Below are 16186 nucleotides of genomic sequence, written 5' to 3' on the forward strand. Positions count from 1 at the left end.
GTAGGACAAGTGTGTAAAAAATACACACTAACTGTATAAAAGCTACTCAATTTTTGGGGGTTTCCGATTGGATTTTTTAAAAGCGTGCTCTTTTTTTGATTTTAAACGTCTTTCGATAGCGCCTTTTGAAGGTTTTGTTTTTTTGCGTGGTTTTACCACTTTTAGATTTTGATGCAGTAAAGCAATCAATCGCTCTATAACAATTGTTTTATTGCGGTGCTGGCTTCGAGTTTCGCCACATTGTAGGACTAGAATTCCTTCGGAAGAAATTTTATTAGAAAGTTTATGGAGTAGTCTTTCTTTTTCATTTTCTGAAAGTGCATCTGAAGATTCTAAATGAAAAGCAACCTCAACTTTTGAAGCCGTTTTATTAACGTGCTGCCCGCCAGGCCCACTACTGCGGATGGCTTTAAAGGTTAGTTCAGAAATTAAAATAGCGGTATTCATTTTGGCTGGTGTACATCATTCAACAAATCATTCACCGTTTTTACAGGATTAAAGGTACAAAGTGGTACTTCCACAAAAACAGTATTCCAATTAGCCATAGCTCCATTCCAAAGTCCAGGCATTTCCAGAGCTTTTATTGTTTTCCCTTGAAATGATTTTTCTGAAATAAATCCTGAGTCAGGATCGGAAAACTCCAAAAGATTAAATTTTTCACCCTTATAATTACGGACCCCACACACCAAATCTACAGGATTAAAATGCGTAGCCTTTTCAACCAAACTTTTTTGAGCAGGGTTTTTTATATCAATTTGAGACATTTCAACAATTTGATACGATTGGTTTCCATTTTTATTTTTAATCAAAAAAGGACCGCCACCAGGAGCTCCCGTATTTTCAACCACGCCACAAATACGTGTTGGACGTTCCAATATTTTTAGAATTGCTTCTTTATTACTAGGAGTATTTTTTAATTTTAATTCTTTAGAAATAAAATCTGCTGCTTCTTGTAATAGATTTTCTGAAGCATTTTCTAAAGAGAGTTTTTCTACAAAATTAAAGGTTTTCTGCTGTAATGAAAGTAATTTTCCTGCAAGTACTTTTTTCTGAAAAGCAACGGTTTCAATATATTTTTCTGAAACCACGTTGTCTATATTTTTTATAAAAATAACATCCGCATTTACATCATTCAAATTTTCTAATAAGGCGCCATGACCAGAAGGACGAAAAATCAAATTTCCATTTTCATCAATAAAAGCTTTGTTTTCAGGGGTTGCGGCAATAGTATCTGTTTCTTTTTTCTGAAAAGAGTAGGAAATATTATACTTCACTCCTGTTTTATTTTCAACAGAATGCTTTATTTCGTCAAATCGCTTTTTAAATTTTTCTTCGTGTTTCGCAGAAACCGTAAAGTGCAAATTTGCACGCGCTTTTGAGGTAGCATAAAAAGCCGCTTCATATAATTGCTCTCCAAAAGCGGTTATATAATTCGCTCCATATTTATGAAATGGAACAAGTCCTTTTGGCGTATTGCTATAATTTAAACCAGATTCTTCCAGCATTTCTTGAACAAAATAATAGTATTTCTTTTCCAGCGAGAGTTCTTGATAATCGGGGTATTTAGTTTCTAATTGTTTAATTATCAAGTCTGAAAAGGCAAATTTTTCAATTGAACTAAAAAATGTATTTAAATTTTTGTTTTCTTCTTTTTCTAGAAAAACAGCTATTGCATCAGTTTCTGGATTAAAATTCTCTAAAAATTGATGTAAAAATTTAAACATTCGTGTTGCAGCTCCAGAAGCTGGAACAAATTTTACTATTTCAAGCTTCTCTTTTTCCTTTTCAAACAAAGAAGCATAATGCTGTTGTTCTTTCTCTGAGAATTTTTCAATTCCACTTCCAACTCCAGCGGGTTCAACTATATTGGTGAAGGGAATTCCTTTTTTAAAAATAGTAAGTTGATGGGTTACTGTTGCTGCCGTAAGTCCGTGATTCTTTATTTGGTGAAGGTTTTTTTCAGTGAGCATATTATTTTTTCTTCAGCAATGTGTCAATAATTTTGACTGCTTTTTCAAATCTTTCTTTTTCGTTTCCTATTAAAATTTGATACGGAAATTCATTTTTAATTAATTCATTTTCAAAAATATAAAACATCTCTTCGCGATTATTTGGTCTGTCACGCAAATCGTCTGCTTCCCATGGGGTATCAATATAGGTTAAAAGGTAGATGCTATAATTGTGTTTGGTTGCTTCGTTTTTTATTTCAGGAGGGCAAAACCCGTTGTAATAATATTCAGAATACACTTTCAACTCCAGCAAATTTGTATCGCAAATTAGCAAGTTATCAACCTCTTGTGCGGTTTTATTTTCAAATTTTAATTGTCCTTTTGCAATAGGAATTAAATCCTCCTTTTCAACTAATTTTTTTTTAAAATCCCACTTTTCTTGAAGGTATTCGCGCATAAACTCGGGCACCCAAAGTGTTTTGTAATGTGCCGCCAAATGTTTAGCCAAGGTCGTTTTTCCAGTAGATTCTGGGCCGTAAAGCACTACTTTGATTAATGTATCAAGCTGGTTTCGGGTTTGTTTATGTTTTTCTTCCACGCGCGGTATCCGTAAATTGAAATAATAACAAATAATATAAATTGAAAGGATGTAAAAATCAATCCTTTGTAAAAATACAGCGGGATTGAAATTACATTCCCGAGTAGCAAAAATATCCAGTTTTCTAGTTTTTTTCGAGCTAAAAGCCACATTGCTACAAAAAATATAGCAGTAGTTAGTGTGTCAACATATGCGGTCCAACTCGTCCATTTATCGAAAACTTCGTAGATTATATATATAAAAACTAAGGTGGCAATAAATATAGAAAGTGCTATTTTCTTTTCTTTTGAATTCGTTGTGGTTATCGGTGTATAATGGTCTGCATCAACCTTTCGCGTCCAAACATACCATCCATAAATACTCATTGAAAAATAATAGGCATTTATAACCAAATCGCCTAAAAGTTCATAATAAGCAAGGATGTACACGAAAATAGCCGTGCTCAAAATTCCTGTTGGATAGATCAGAATATTGTTTTGTTTAGAAAACCAAGCACTCAATATGCCGAATCCTATTCCAAGAAGCTCAAGAACTATAATAAATGTTGGAACGGCATTGTATTGTGCAAAAAACCAATCAAAAATGTGGCTCATAATCGCTTCTATCAGATTTTACAATTTTTATATAAAGCAAGCCTCTCTCAACAGCTTCTAAAGCAATTTTCATTTCTTTTTGAAGTAAATTCATAACCGCATCATACTCGCCATAAACTTGTGTGCTTAAAGGATTTTCCAACACTGTAAGGCCAGAATTACGTAGGTTTTTTATAAAATTGATAATTGCAGGTTCAAAATCGTCTTGCAATGGGCTAAGGGTCAGTTCTACTGAGATATTCATTTTCATTAAATTTTCATTCAAAGTTACAATTATAAAAGTATTCCGGCAGCAATGGCAGCTGGCAGGTTTCGAATTTCATTCATATGCCGTTCCCATTACAACCATGGTCGCCCCCGCGCTGTATGCTGTCTCTTTTTGCTCTTCTGTTTTTATCCCGCCACCTACAATTAATGGAATGTTGATTGCCTTATTTACTTCGGAAATAATTTGAGGATTTACGGGAAATTTAGCACCGCTACCTGCTTCCAAATAAATTAATTTAGCGCCCATAAATTGTCCCGCAAGTGCCGTATGTACAATCTGTTCTATATTTTGCTGTGAAAGTGGTTCGGTATTGGTAACCTTTGAAACTGCTGAAACATTTCCGCCATCAATTAAAATATAGCCTGTCGGAATTATTTCCAATGCAGAATTTTTTAATTTCGAAATTGATTTAAGCTGCTGCCCTATCAAATATTCAGGATTTTTTCCAGAAAGCAAACTTAAAAATAACAGCGCATCTGCAAGTGTCGTAATTTGTGAATAATCTCCCGGAAACAAAAAAACAGGAAGATTTGTTGCAGCTTTTAATGCGCTTACCGTTTGTGCAGTCACACCATTTGCAACGGTACTTCCTCCTACAAAAAGATGTGTGGTTTCTTTAGGGGTTTTCTTTAAAAAAAATGTCGTTTCAGAAGAAGAAAACTTGTCTGGGTCAATTAGAATAGCAAGTTGTCTTTCTTTTTTAGTAACAGCTTTTAAAATGGAGTTGTAATAAATTCCTTCCATTTACTGCTTTTCAGAAATAAGAGCATATGCACAAGTAAAGCCATCAAACTCTAAGAAATCCACATCGTATTTTTCGTGTTTGTTATCAAAAGTAACAGCAGCAGTAGTTCTAGAATCATCAAGCATAAACTCTTCCACATAAATATTTTCTAAAAAACTCACTCCTTTTTCGGCAAAACATTTATAAAGTGATTCCTTAGCGCACCAAACTATGGTAAGTTTGCGCATCATTGCATCTTCATTTGCAATGGTTCTGTATTCTTCAATAGGCGTAAATTTATGTGCAATTCGAAGAATTTTATTTCGCTGCATTTCTATATCAATTCCTACTTCGGTATCGCTAATAATTATTGCTGAATAATTAAAAGAATGGGTTATCGAAATATGCTTTTCATCTTTTAAATGTGGCTTCCCATTTTCGTCATAATACAAATCAAAATCGGTATAACCTTCCAAAGCCAACAAATGCCGAATACTCATAAATCCACGCCGATGTAAATCGCTTTTCATAGAATCTACCCTGTTTGCACAGTTTAGGGTAAGATTTATACCTTCTGAAAGAAATTCAAAAGATTCTTCAATCTTCCAAATGAAGACTTTAGTGTGTTCGTTAACTGTTATAGTTTTGTAAAGTGCCATAGACTTTCAAAGGATATTTCGTATTTTTGCAGACTTAAAACTAGAAAAATAAATTTTTAATACATGCCTGCCTTAGCGGGTATAAATATAACAAATATGTCAACGAAAACTGTGCCTTACACGGCGTTTAAAGTAAAAGATATTGCCCTGGCAGATTGGGGAAGAAAAGAAATTGAGCTTGCCGAAGCAGAAATGCCAGGACTTATGTCGCTTCGTGAGGAATATGGAGCAGAACAACCTTTAAAAGGTGCGCGAATTGCTGGATGTCTTCATATGACGATTCAAACCGCAGTTCTTATTGAGACTTTAAAGGCTTTGGGAGCAGAAGTTACTTGGAGTTCGTGCAATATCTTTTCAACTCAAGACCATGCTGCTGCGGCAATTGCTGCTGCTGGAATTCCAGTATATGCTTGGAAAGGAATGACTGAAGAAGAATTTGACTGGTGTATTGAGCAAACACTTTTCTTTGGTGAAGAACGTAAACCCTTAAACATGATTCTTGATGATGGAGGCGACCTTACCAATATGGTTTTAGACAAATATCCAGAGCTTGCCGCTGCTGTGAAAGGTATTTCTGAAGAAACAACTACGGGTGTTCACCGTCTTTATGAGCGTGTAAAAAAAGGAAGCTTACCAATGCCAGCTATCAATATTAACGATAGCGTTACCAAAAGTAAATTCGATAATAAATACGGATGCCGTGAAAGTGCTGTAGATGCAATTCGCCGTGCTACTGATATTATGCTAGCTGGAAAACGCGTTGTGGTTTGTGGTTATGGGGATGTTGGTAAAGGAACTGCCGCTTCTTTTAAAGGTGCTGGAAGTATTGTTACCGTTACTGAAATCGACCCAATTTGTGCACTACAAGCCGCAATGGACGGTTTTGAAGTAAAAAAATTAGAAACAGTTATTGGCAATGCAGACATCGTAATTACTACCACAGGAAATAAAGATATTGTACGTGGAGAGCATTTTGAAGCGATGAAAGACAAAACCATCGTTTGTAATATTGGGCATTTTGACAACGAAATTGCCGTTGCTTGGTTAAAAACAAACCACGGAAAAACGCATGTGGAGATTAAACCTCAGGTTGACAAATACACTATAAACGGGAAAGACATTATTCTTCTTGCTGAAGGTCGTTTGGTAAACCTTGGTTGTGCTACTGGCCACCCAAGTTTTGTAATGAGTAATAGCTTTACCAACCAAACATTAGCGCAAATTGAACTTTGGAAGAACGGTGAAAATTATGAAAATGAAGTGTATATGCTTCCAAAACATTTGGATGAAAAAGTAGCCAAACTTCACCTTGAGAAAATTGGAGTAGAACTTACAGAGCTTCGCCCAGATCAAGCAGAATATATTGGCGTTGCCGTAGAAGGACCTTTCAAACCTGAATATTACAGATACTAGTGATTAACGATTGTAGATTTTAAGTCTGCGATTTTTTAAACTTGAAACCCTTGCTCCCGATACCTATCGGGATCGTGAGGGTTTTTTTGTTGAAAATACTTACCTTTTACCAAACAAATATTATCACTGTTTTAATAAAATGAGTAAAAGCACAAAACTCCCAAACATCCCACAATCCATTTTCTCCGTAATGAGTAAAATGGCTGCAGAATACAACGCTATAAACCTTTCGCAAGGATTTCCAAATTTTCCTAGCGATCCTGCTTTAAATGTTTTGGTAGAGCAAGCGATGAAAGACGGTTTTAATCAATATGCCCCCATGCCAGGCGCTATTGGACTGCGGATGGAAATTTCAAAAAAAATTGAAACACTCCATAATCACTTTTACAATCCAGAAACCGAAATTACAATCACCGCGGGTGCAACACAGGCAATTTTCACGATAATTGCAACAATAATAAGCAAAGGTGACGAAGTGATAATCTTTACCCCTGCCTATGATTGTTATTCCCCTACCGTCGAATTATTTGGCGGAAAAATAATTCCCGTACAACTAAAACCTCCTCTTTATAAAATAGATTGGCAGGAAGTTGCAGCTAAAATTTCTTCACAAACAAAAATGATACTCATTAACAGTCCGCACAACCCAACTGGGATGCTTTTCTCTAAGGAAGATATGCTCCAAATACAGGATTTGGCAGAGAAAAATGATTTGTTGGTTTTAAGTGATGAAGTTTATGAACATATTATTTTTGATAAAAATACCCACCAAAGTGCCTCAAAATTTGAGGCTTTAGCTGGACGAAGTTTTATTATAGCTTCCTTCGGAAAAACATTTCATAATACTGGATGGAAAATGGGATATTGTGCTGCTCCAGAAAAATTGATGAAAGAATTTCAAAAAGTACATCAATATGTCGTTTTTTGCGTGAATCATCCTATTCAAAAAGCATTATCCACTTATCTAAAAAATCCGGAACACTATTTAAAGCTTTCACATTTTTATCAGCAGAAAAGAGATTTCTTTCTTCAATTAATGAAAGGTTCCAATTTTAAAATTATCCCTTCAAAAGGAACCTACTTTCAATTGTTAGATTTTTCTGAAATTTCAGATGAAAGTGATATTGCTTTTGCGGAAAGACTTACTAAGGATCTTAAGGTTGCCACCATTCCAACTTCCGTTTTTAATATAGGCAAAACAGATTTCAAACAAATTCGTGTATGCTTTGCAAAAAATGATACAACCTTATTGGAAGCAGCTACTATTTTGAAACAATTGTAATTTCTAAAAACTATTAAAAACCACATAAGCATAAATTTTATTGATTAAAATATTAAAACATACAATTGTTAATTACCTGAAAGAGAAATTAAAAGCTGTATTTTCGTATGCATACCTCTTAAAATCAAAAAGTAATGGAAAATAACAAAGACAAAAATTATCATAAAAGTGGAAATCCTAGTGGAAATCCAAGCGATGTTTGGGAAATAAATGCTGCTGCTAGCGCAGGAGAATGCCCCTATTTTGGAGGAACTCAAAATCACGTTGCAGGCGGCGGAACCACTAATAGTGATTGGTGGCCCAATAAATTAAGGTTGAACGTACTACGCCAACAAAGTAAAAAGTCTGACCCAATGGACCCCAACTTTAATTATCAAAAAGAATTTAAAACCTTAGATTATGCGTCTTTGAAAAAAGATCTTGTAGCCTTAATGACAGATTCGCAAGATTGGTGGCCAGCAGATTATGGACATTACGGAGGATTATTTATTAGAATGGCTTGGCATAGCGCAGGAACGTACCGTGTGACTGATGGACGCGGTGGTGGAAATACCGGAAATCAACGTTTTGCGCCCCTAAATAGCTGGCCAGATAATGGTAACCTTGACAAGGCACGTTTATTATTATGGCCCATCAAACAAAAATATGGCAAGAAAATTTCTTGGGCAGATTTAATGATTCTAGCTGGAAACTGTGCTCTAGAATCTATGGGATTCAAAACTTTTGGATTTGCAGGTGGGCGTGAAGACTTTTGGGAACCAGAACAAGATATTTATTGGGGTTCAGAAACGCAATGGCTGGGAAATGATGAACGCTATAAAGAGGAGGGAAAATTAGAAAAACCTTTGGGCGCAGCACATATGGGGTTAATTTATGTAAACCCTGAAGGCCCAAACGGTGTGCCAGACCCATTAGGATCTGCACACGATATTAGAGAAACGTTTGGACGTATGGCAATGGACGATTATGAAACAGTAGCCTTAATCGCTGGCGGGCATACGTTTGGGAAAGCCCATGGAGCTGCAGATCCTGAAAAATATGTGGGTGCAGAGCCAGAAGGCGCTGCAATTGAACATTTGGGGAAAGGCTGGATAAACAGCTACAAATCTGGGTTTGGTGATGATACTATTACAAGTGGTATTGAAGGCGCTTGGACTCCTGTTCCTAATAAATGGGATCACGATTATTTTAGAGTATTATTCGATTATGATTGGGAACTAACAAAAAGCCCAGCTGGAGCACACCAATGGAAACCTACGGAAGCTTCCAAGGCACATAAAGCTCCGATGGCACATGATGCTTCAAAAACACAGGATTTAATGATGTCTACGGCAGATATGGCACTCAAAATGGATCCGATTTATAAAAAAATATCATTAAACTTCCGTGAAAACCCAGCAGAATTTGAAAATGCGTTTGCCCGCGCATGGTATAAATTAACACATCGAGATATGGGACCAATTTCACGATATTTAGGCCCAGAAGTGCCAAAAGAAGAATTGCTTTGGCAAGACCCTATTCCGGAAGTTAATTATACTTTAATAAATGAGAATGATATTGCCTCATTGAAAAAAACAATCCTTGCCTCTCATTTAACTATTTCACAATTAGTTTCTACCGCTTGGGCTGCTGCTTCAACCTACCGCGGTTCTGATATGCGTGGCGGTGCAAATGGCGCAAGAATCCGTTTAGAACCCCAGAAAAATTGGGAAGTAAACAAGCCTTCAGCATTAGCTAAAGTTATAAACACCCTTGAAGAAATCCAAAAAGATTTCAATAACCAAGACAGTGAAAAGAATGCCTCTCTGGCAGATTTAATCGTTCTTGGTGGATGCGCTGCAATTGAAAAAGCTGCAAAAAATGCTGGCCAAGATCTAACAGTTCCTTTTACTCCAGGGAGAGGGGATGCTTCACAAGAACAGACCGATATAGCATCATTTGCTCACTTAGAGCCTGTTGCTGATGGGTTTAGAAATTATTTAAAACCAAATCAACACGCTTCTTTTGAAGAATTATTGGTTGACAAAGCACAGTTATTAACGCTAACTGTTCCTGAAATGACGGTTCTTGTAGGTGGAATGCGCGTTTTGAAAACTAATTTCGATGGTTCAGACCACGGAGTTTTTACAGAAAATCCAGAGGCATTGACTACTGATTTCTTTGTGAATGTTTTAGATTTAGGAACAACTTGGAAAGCTATTTCTAATGACGATAGAATCTTTGAAGGCCGCCATCGCGCAACAAATACTTTTAAATGGACAGGTACCCGAGTGGATCTTATTTTTGGTTCTAACGCAGAGTTAAGAGCAATTTCAGAAGTTTATGCTTCTCAAGATTCTCAAGAAAAATTTGTAAATGATTTTGTGGCAGCTTGGAATAAGGTGATGAATCTGGATCGTTTTGACTTAAAATAATTTAATTTTTTAACTACAATTTAAACAGAGTTGCAAAATTATGTGACTCTGTTTTTTTACTTTTATACCTTATGAAAGAAAGTCTTTTTAATGCCATACGCCTAAAGGAAACTTCGGAAGTAGAAAAAATTTTGAAACGCAATCCAAAGTTAGTGTCTCAGAAGGATACTCGGGGTTCCACGCCGCTACTTTTGGCTACTTATTATGGTCTTTTTGATATTTCAGAAGTTATTTTGAGATACCCACAAAATATAGACGCACAAGATGCTTCTGGAAATACAGCATTGATGGGGGTGTGTTTTAAAGGTTATGATACACTCGCAAAGCTTTTATTACAAAAAGGTGCAAATCCAAACATCACAAACTTTAATGGCGCATCACCGCTTATTTTCGCCGCTACATTTGGTAAAAAAGAAATTGCACAAATGCTTTTAGAAAACGGAGCTGATAAAACCCTAAAAGACGATCGTGATTTTACTGCAGCCGATCATGCTAAAATGCAGGGAATACGCGAAATAATTGAATTGCTTGAAAATTAATTTTTGGAAAAAAATCTTAAAATAACAATAGTTCAAAGTGAATTACACTGGGAAAACGCAGTTGCAAATCGAACTATGTTTTCTAAGAAAATTCAAAATAGTGAAGAAAAAACAGACTTGTTTGTGCTTCCTGAAATGTTTACTACGGGTTTTTCTATGCATGCCGAAAAGCTCGCAGAACCGAATGATGGTGAAACATTGCAATGGATGATTTCTGAAGCAAAAAAGCACAATACAGCTATTACCGGCAGTGTTATTATTTCTGAAAACAATATTTTTTACAATCGTTTATTTTTCGTTTTTCCCGATGGTAGTTATAAAAAATATGACAAAAAACACACTTTTACCTTAGCGAAGGAAAACGAAACATATTCCGCAGGAAAAAAACGTTTAATCGTTGATTATAAAGGTTGGAAAATTTGCCCGTTAATTTGTTATGACCTTCGTTTTCCCGTTTGGGCAAGAAATACAGACAATTATGATGTTTTAATCTATGTTGCCAACTGGCCAAAAGCACGTATTTTAGCTTGGAACACCTTGCTTCGTGCTCGTGCAATAGAAAACATGGCATATTGCGTTGGCGTAAACAGAACAGGTTTTGACGAGAATAATCATGAATATAACGGTCATTCTGCCCTGTATGATGTTTTAGGAAAACAGATTTCCAACTCACATACTGGGGAATTTATTGAAACTATTTCTTTAGACAAAGAACATATTCAAAACAACCGAAAGCAGCTTCAATTTTTGAATGACCGAGACGAATTTACTTTAAAATAAAAGTTTCATTCAAACTCCAATTGGCACGAACTTCTATCTGAGTAGGATAATAAATAATTTTTTCAGGCTGCAAACGGTTTAAGAAACTTCCTGAATCCCATTTATGATTTTGGTTATCATCATAAATAATTCGTAAGAAATATTTATTTGGCGAAAGTGCATCAAAAAACACATTTTTAGCTTCAGACAGGTATTCTTCCCCCACAATCCTATACTTATTGTCCAGAATTTGTACAATAATAGGATATTGAACTACATTTTTTATAGTGAGGCTCAATGTTCCATAATCTGAGACAACACGAGTGTTTACATTAAATTGAAGTGTGTCGTTTGTACTGTCAAAAAAATCTGTAACTGCTCCAGGCAATAATTTTATAGTATATCGTTGATCTTCTTCTTTCGGAAAAAACACTTCAGCCCAGTTATATTCTTTATTTAGTTTTACAGCTGGCTGAATAAATGAAGAATCTTTTCGCATCACCTGGAATTTTTCAGCATCAAGAGAAACCAAAGGAATATTTGCTCTTAGTTTAAAAGTGTCTTTTAGCTTAATAGTTCCTGATTTTAAAGCCGAAATATTTAATGAATCTTGGTAAAACTCGCGAATACGTACCCTGGTTGTATCGATACTATTTTTGTTTGCAACTTTAAAAACAAGTGAATCGGTTTCAATTACAGGTTTAAACCAATAGTGAAGTGTATCTTTTACTTCGTCTTTAAAAATTGTTGAAGTATAATCTTCTGAAACCTCTGAAAGCACCGAAATATCAAGGCTGTCAGCAACACCAGTATACCCAAACACAATATGATTGCTCCCCATATGGCTCGGTCTTGCAAGTTTATAATCGGGTGTTTCTTTAAAAAGAGTTAGTGAAAAAGTAGAATCAGTAGGTATTGAAATTAATTCTTTTACAAAACCTATTTTATCAGTTTGCGGTTGAAAAGTGTAATTGCTATTTGTTTCTTTCAAGGCTAAAAGCAAATATTTACCTTCTTTAAGATTACTTAACTCAAAAACCCCTGTGCTATCTTTCGTTACAGTTATATAAGTAGGTTTTTCAGTATATATAAGCGAATCGGCAAATGTTTCATTTGCTTCATAAAGCATTACCGTCGTTGGAATTTCGGGGGCTATAAGTTGCGCGTCTTTTACTTTTCCAGAAATTTTTAGACTATCAATATAGCTGCCAGTAGCAAAAATATATTTAAAATATTCAAACTCATTCCCTTCATTATTGTCTACGATACTTTTCCCAAAGTTGAAGGAATATGTGGTATTGGGCTTTAAGGTATCGAGTATTTTTATTTTTAAACTTTTGGAAGTACTAAGAGGTGTAATTACCGGAGCATATTTCATTGGGGGTGAAATTATAAGCTCTGTATTTATATCTTTTAGCTTAATATATTCATCAAAGCGAATTTCAATTTCAGTTTCCGTAAAATTTGTAGTGTAATTTTCGGGAGTACTTTTTAAAATTATTGGCGGAATGGTATCACTTGGTCCACCAGAAGGGGTTCCTTTTTTTGCACAATCCACAAAGGAGAGCATAAACAAAAATGCAATGGGTATATAAAGTAAGCGGTGCTTCACGGATTGATTTTAAAAAATTACTCGTGTTTGAGTTTTCAAAAATAAACAATAACCAAATACTATTTAGAAATAACTTTAGCTTGTTGCAATTGTAGCAATGCTAAAGCTAACATTTTCTCCCTTTAGCAGTTGTATTGCACATTTTTCAAGGGTTGCGCCGGTAGTTATTATATCGTCGACCAACAGTATGTGTTTGTTTTCAATCAACTCCAAGTTTTGGACGGTAAAAACTTCTTCGGTCTCAAAACGAAGCACTCGCGTTTTAAATACCTGCGAACCCGTTTTGGATACTTTTATTAAAATAGCATCACAATAGGGAATATTTAAAGCCAGCGCAATCGCTTTCCCAAACCCTTCAACTTGATTATAACCCCGTATTTTTAGTTTCTGCTTGTGCAAGGGGACGGGAATTACCATTTCTATTTTGCTATAGGAAATGTTTTCAGCCAATTCTGCTCCCAACCATTTTCCAAAGAAAGCGCTTATTTCTCTGCTTCCACGATATTTCAAATTATGTAATAAGGCTTGGGTTATTCCTCTTTTCTGAAAATAAATAAGAGCTGTGGCGTTTTCCAAAGCAAATCTTCCATAAAATTTATCCTTTAATATTTCACTATTATTCCTGTGAAATGAAGCGATAGGAAGTTCGTGAATGCATTGCAAACAAAGCACTTCTTCGTATTTCAGGAGTTGCTGTTGGCAGCCTGCGCAGACTCTAGGAAAAAGTAGATTTAACATACTTTAAGAATTTTTACCATTTTATAAACGTTTGTTAAAGAAATACCTACCTACATTTACCCCCACAATCATCAACTAAATATAACTTAACTTATTAACTATGAGTACAGAAAATGAAAATAACAGCGGCAAGTTTAAGATCCTTATTGGAGTTCTTTCTGTTTTGCTAATTGCATTAGCGGTTTATACCGTTACACTATTTAACGATAGTAAAAATGAAGTTTCGAGCTTAGAATCTCAAAAAGCGGTTATTCAAGAAGAATTGGAAGGCCTTATTGCAAATTATGACGAAGTAATTAAAGATAATGAATTAAAGGATAAAGACCTTCTTTCTGCACGCGAACGAATTACAGTTCTTTTAGATTCTGTAAAAGATGCCAAAGCTAATGTTGGATTAATTGAAAGGTATAAAGTTGAAGTAGGAAAACTTAAATTAGAGCGTAAAATGCTATTTAAAAGAGCAGACAGCCTAATTGCTGCCAATAAGCAACTCGCAATGGAACGCGATAGTACCTACAATGAGCTAAGCAATACTCGAATGGTAGTAGATTCTGTAAATCAAGAAAACATGGCCATGAACCAAACTATTAAAAAAGGTTCTATCGTTAAAGCTACAGACCTTCGTGGAGAAGCTGTAATTATTAGAAATAGCGGTAAAGTTGTTGACACAAAACGCTCTAGTAGAGCCGATAAGATTAGAACTTGTTTTACATTAACCTCTAATGCTATTGCCCAAAAAGGTGATAGAATCCTTTATGTACAAGTTATTAATCCAAAAAATAAAATGATGGGCGATAATGTAGTAAAGCAATTTGAAGACAAAAACCTTAATTATAGTGCATCAACAAATGTTTTTTATGAAAACGATGAATTGGATGTTTGTATTTTGGTAAATGCATCAGAATCTGACCTTGTGGAAGGTAGATATACAATCAATCTTTTTGATGGCGCTAACCAAGTGGCAACTTCTACAATGGAACTTAAATAAATTTATTTTTTTTAATTTCAAAATAATTGAAACCGTCGTGAACTTATCACGGCGGTTTTTTTATTTTTGCGCTATGGCAAACAATGATGATCAATTTAAAAAAGTAGTCTCTCACGCAAAAGAGTACGGTTATATTTTCGCTTCAAGTGAAATTTATGACGGTCTTAGTGCCGTATACGATTACGCCCAAAATGGGGTTGAGTTAAAGAAAAATATTCGTGAATATTGGTGGCGAAGTATGGTATACATGCACCAAAATATTGTAGGTATCGACTCCGCAATATTAATGCACCCCACAACCTGGAAAGCTTCTGGCCACGTTGATGCATTTAACGACCCCTTAATAGACAACAAAGATTCTAAAAAAAGGTATCGTGCAGATGTGCTGATTGAAGATTATGCCGAAAAACTTTACCAGAAAGCGCAAAAAGAAATTGTAAAAGCAAAAAAGCGTTTTGGTGATAGTTTTGACGAAGAACAATTTATTGCCACAAACCCTCGTGTTGTAAAGTATTTGGAAGAACAACGTACTGTTTTAGAACGAATGGCGCGTTCACTCGAAAATGAAGACTTAGCAGATGTAAAAGCGCTGATTGAAGAACTTGGTATTGCAGATCCTGACACAGGTTCTAAAAACTGGACAGAAGTACGTCAGTTCAACTTAATGTTTGGCACAAAACTCGGTGCTTCAGCAGATAGCGCTATGGATCTTTACCTTCGTCCAGAAACCGCGCAAGGTATATTCGTTAACTTTCTAAACGTTCAAAAAAGCGGAAGAATGAAAATTCCTTTTGGAATTGCTCAAACAGGAAAAGCGTTTAGGAATGAAATCGTTGCACGTCAGTTTATTTTCCGTATGCGGGAATTTGAACAAATGGAAATGCAATTTTTTGTGCGTCCTGGCGATGAACTAAAATGGTATGAATACTGGAAAGAGACACGTATAAAATGGCATTATTCTCTTGGTATGGGGGAAGAAAACTATCGTTTCCACGACCATGAAAAACTAGCACATTACGCCAATGCCGCTTCCGATATTGAGTTTAATTTTCCCTTTGGTTTTAAAGAATTGGAAGGAATACATTCCCGTACCGATTTCGATTTAAAAGCACACGAAAAATTTTCTGGAAAAAAACTACAGTTTTTCGATCCAGAATTAAACGAAAGCTATGTGCCGTATGTAGTTGAAACCTCTATTGGCCTTGACAGAATGTTCCTTGCTGTTTTAAGCAACTCCCTTCAAGACGAAACATTGGAAGATGGAAGTGTGCGTACCGTACTTAAAATCCCCGCAATTTTGGCTCCAGTGAAAGCAGCCGTGCTTCCATTAATAAAAAGAGATGGCTTACCAGAACTAGCACATAAAATAATTGAAGACCTTAAGTGGGATTATAACGTAATTTATGACGAAAAAGATGCTGTTGGTAGACGTTATCGTCGTCAAGATGCTGCCGGAACACCTTTCTGCATCACAGTAGATCACCAAACTATTGAAGACAATACCGTAACAATACGCTATCGCGACACCATGAAACAAGAGCGTATTAAAATTGAAGAAATTTCAGAAAAAATGAAAGAAACCATTTCATTCCAAAGCTGGCTTTCGTAACTTTTTTTAAGTAGTTAATTCTATTATTTATAAGGAGGAGG

At 35.5% G+C, this 16186-nt stretch carries 16 protein-coding genes; 7 read left to right on the forward strand and 9 right to left on the reverse strand.

Annotated features, from left to right (window positions below; genetic code table 11):
* Positions 1 to 42 precede the first annotated feature (42 nt).
* The 7 genes from arfB to ABJ955_RS04300 form a co-directional block, all read right to left on the reverse strand.
* Positions 43 to 447 (reverse strand): alternative ribosome rescue aminoacyl-tRNA hydrolase ArfB, encoded by a 405-nt coding sequence (gene arfB, locus ABJ955_RS04270; RefSeq protein ID WP_347373360.1) that lies wholly within the window; start codon positions 445 to 447, stop codon positions 43 to 45.
* Positions 444 to 1970: a DUF4301 family protein gene (locus tag ABJ955_RS04275; protein ID WP_347373361.1), complete on the reverse strand. Its 1527-nt coding sequence runs from the start codon at positions 1968 to 1970 to the stop codon at positions 444 to 446. The genes arfB and ABJ955_RS04275 overlap by 4 nt, the downstream gene beginning before the upstream one ends.
* Position 1971: 1 nt before the next feature.
* Complete coding sequence (locus ABJ955_RS04280) at positions 1972 to 2547, reverse strand: ATP-binding protein (protein ID WP_347373362.1); 576 nt, start codon at positions 2545 to 2547, stop codon at positions 1972 to 1974.
* Complete coding sequence (pnuC, locus tag ABJ955_RS04285) at positions 2502 to 3140, reverse strand: nicotinamide riboside transporter PnuC (protein WP_347373363.1); 639 nt, start codon at positions 3138 to 3140, stop codon at positions 2502 to 2504. The genes ABJ955_RS04280 and pnuC overlap by 46 nt, the downstream gene beginning before the upstream one ends.
* Positions 3124 to 3384: a thiamine-binding protein gene (locus tag ABJ955_RS04290; RefSeq protein WP_347373364.1), complete on the reverse strand. Its 261-nt coding sequence runs from the start codon at positions 3382 to 3384 to the stop codon at positions 3124 to 3126. Before ABJ955_RS04290 ends, pnuC begins: the two co-directional genes overlap by 17 nt.
* Positions 3385 to 3459: 75 nt before the next feature.
* The gene (locus ABJ955_RS04295) at positions 3460 to 4152 is read right to left on the reverse strand and encodes a geranylgeranylglyceryl/heptaprenylglyceryl phosphate synthase (protein ID WP_347373365.1); all 693 of its coding nucleotides are present in this window, start codon (positions 4150 to 4152) and stop codon (positions 3460 to 3462) included.
* Positions 4153 to 4791 carry a 4'-phosphopantetheinyl transferase superfamily protein gene (locus ABJ955_RS04300; protein ID WP_347373366.1) on the reverse strand — a complete coding sequence of 213 codons (639 nt, stop codon included), beginning with the start codon at positions 4789 to 4791 and terminating at the stop codon, positions 4153 to 4155. It lies immediately after the preceding gene.
* A 96-nt stretch (positions 4792 to 4887) separates the two neighbouring features.
* Between ABJ955_RS04300 and ahcY the strand changes: the two genes are divergently transcribed.
* From ahcY to ABJ955_RS04325, 5 genes are all read left to right on the forward strand, one after another.
* Positions 4888 to 6204 carry an adenosylhomocysteinase gene (gene ahcY, locus ABJ955_RS04305; RefSeq protein WP_347373367.1) on the forward strand — a complete coding sequence of 439 codons (1317 nt, stop codon included), beginning with the start codon at positions 4888 to 4890 and terminating at the stop codon, positions 6202 to 6204.
* Between the two features lie 139 nt (positions 6205 to 6343).
* Positions 6344 to 7486, forward strand: coding sequence for a methionine aminotransferase (locus ABJ955_RS04310; RefSeq protein WP_347373368.1), 1143 nt, complete (start codon positions 6344 to 6346; stop codon positions 7484 to 7486).
* Positions 7487 to 7620: 134 nt separating this feature from the next.
* Positions 7621 to 9900, forward strand: coding sequence for a catalase/peroxidase HPI (katG, locus tag ABJ955_RS04315; RefSeq protein WP_347373369.1), 2280 nt, complete (start codon positions 7621 to 7623; stop codon positions 9898 to 9900).
* Positions 9901 to 9971: 71 nt separating this feature from the next.
* Complete coding sequence (locus ABJ955_RS04320; protein WP_347373370.1) at positions 9972 to 10439, forward strand: ankyrin repeat domain-containing protein; 468 nt, start codon at positions 9972 to 9974, stop codon at positions 10437 to 10439.
* A gap of 3 nt (positions 10440 to 10442) precedes the next feature.
* Positions 10443 to 11219, forward strand: coding sequence for an amidohydrolase (locus ABJ955_RS04325; RefSeq protein WP_347373371.1), 777 nt, complete (start codon positions 10443 to 10445; stop codon positions 11217 to 11219).
* On the opposite strand, the gene ABJ955_RS04330 is transcribed toward ABJ955_RS04325, so the two are convergent.
* Together ABJ955_RS04330 and ABJ955_RS04335 are read right to left on the reverse strand one after the other, a co-directional pair.
* On the reverse strand, positions 11206 to 12810 hold the full coding sequence (locus ABJ955_RS04330; protein ID WP_347373372.1) for an Ig-like domain-containing protein: 1605 nt from the start codon (positions 12808 to 12810) through the stop codon (positions 11206 to 11208). The genes ABJ955_RS04325 and ABJ955_RS04330 overlap by 14 nt on opposite strands.
* 75 nt (positions 12811 to 12885) lie before the next feature.
* Positions 12886 to 13548, reverse strand: a complete 663-nt coding sequence (locus tag ABJ955_RS04335; RefSeq protein WP_347373373.1) for a phosphoribosyltransferase family protein — start codon at positions 13546 to 13548, stop codon at positions 12886 to 12888.
* Positions 13549 to 13648: 100 nt separating this feature from the next.
* On the opposite strand from ABJ955_RS04335, the gene ABJ955_RS04340 reads away from it, so the two are divergent.
* Together ABJ955_RS04340 and ABJ955_RS04345 are read left to right on the forward strand one after the other, a co-directional pair.
* Complete coding sequence (locus tag ABJ955_RS04340) at positions 13649 to 14536, forward strand: hypothetical protein (protein WP_347373374.1); 888 nt, start codon at positions 13649 to 13651, stop codon at positions 14534 to 14536.
* A gap of 73 nt (positions 14537 to 14609) precedes the next feature.
* On the forward strand, positions 14610 to 16145 hold the full coding sequence (locus ABJ955_RS04345) for a glycine--tRNA ligase (RefSeq protein WP_347373375.1): 1536 nt from the start codon (positions 14610 to 14612) through the stop codon (positions 16143 to 16145).
* The last annotated feature ends 41 nt before the right edge of the window (positions 16146 to 16186 follow it).

Source organism: Aequorivita sp. Q41 (assembly GCF_039831855.1).
Taxonomy (GTDB): Bacteria; Bacteroidota; Bacteroidia; order Flavobacteriales; family Flavobacteriaceae; genus Aequorivita.

Bases quoted from the DNA above. Each gene is read 5' to 3' on its own strand.
- arfB (WP_347373360.1), bottom strand. From the start codon at position 447: ATGAATACCGCTATTTTAATTTCTGAACTAACCTTTAAAGCCATCCGC.
- ABJ955_RS04275 (WP_347373361.1), bottom strand. From the start codon at position 1,970: ATGCTCACTGAAAAAAACCTTCACCAAATAAAGAATCACGGACTTACG.
- pnuC (WP_347373363.1), bottom strand. From the start codon at position 3,140: ATGAGCCACATTTTTGATTGGTTTTTTGCACAATACAATGCCGTTCCA.
- ABJ955_RS04290 (WP_347373364.1), bottom strand. From the start codon at position 3,384: ATGAATATCTCAGTAGAACTGACCCTTAGCCCATTGCAAGACGATTTT.
- ABJ955_RS04295 (WP_347373365.1), bottom strand. From the start codon at position 4,152: ATGGAAGGAATTTATTACAACTCCATTTTAAAAGCTGTTACTAAAAAA.
- ABJ955_RS04300 (WP_347373366.1), bottom strand. From the start codon at position 4,791: ATGGCACTTTACAAAACTATAACAGTTAACGAACACACTAAAGTCTTC.
- ahcY (WP_347373367.1), top strand. From the start codon at position 4,888: ATGTCAACGAAAACTGTGCCTTACACGGCGTTTAAAGTAAAAGATATT.
- ABJ955_RS04310 (WP_347373368.1), top strand. From the start codon at position 6,344: ATGAGTAAAAGCACAAAACTCCCAAACATCCCACAATCCATTTTCTCC.
- katG (WP_347373369.1), top strand. From the start codon at position 7,621: ATGGAAAATAACAAAGACAAAAATTATCATAAAAGTGGAAATCCTAGT.
- ABJ955_RS04320 (WP_347373370.1), top strand. From the start codon at position 9,972: ATGAAAGAAAGTCTTTTTAATGCCATACGCCTAAAGGAAACTTCGGAA.
- ABJ955_RS04335 (WP_347373373.1), bottom strand. From the start codon at position 13,548: ATGTTAAATCTACTTTTTCCTAGAGTCTGCGCAGGCTGCCAACAGCAA.
- ABJ955_RS04340 (WP_347373374.1), top strand. From the start codon at position 13,649: ATGAGTACAGAAAATGAAAATAACAGCGGCAAGTTTAAGATCCTTATT.
- ABJ955_RS04345 (WP_347373375.1), top strand. From the start codon at position 14,610: ATGGCAAACAATGATGATCAATTTAAAAAAGTAGTCTCTCACGCAAAA.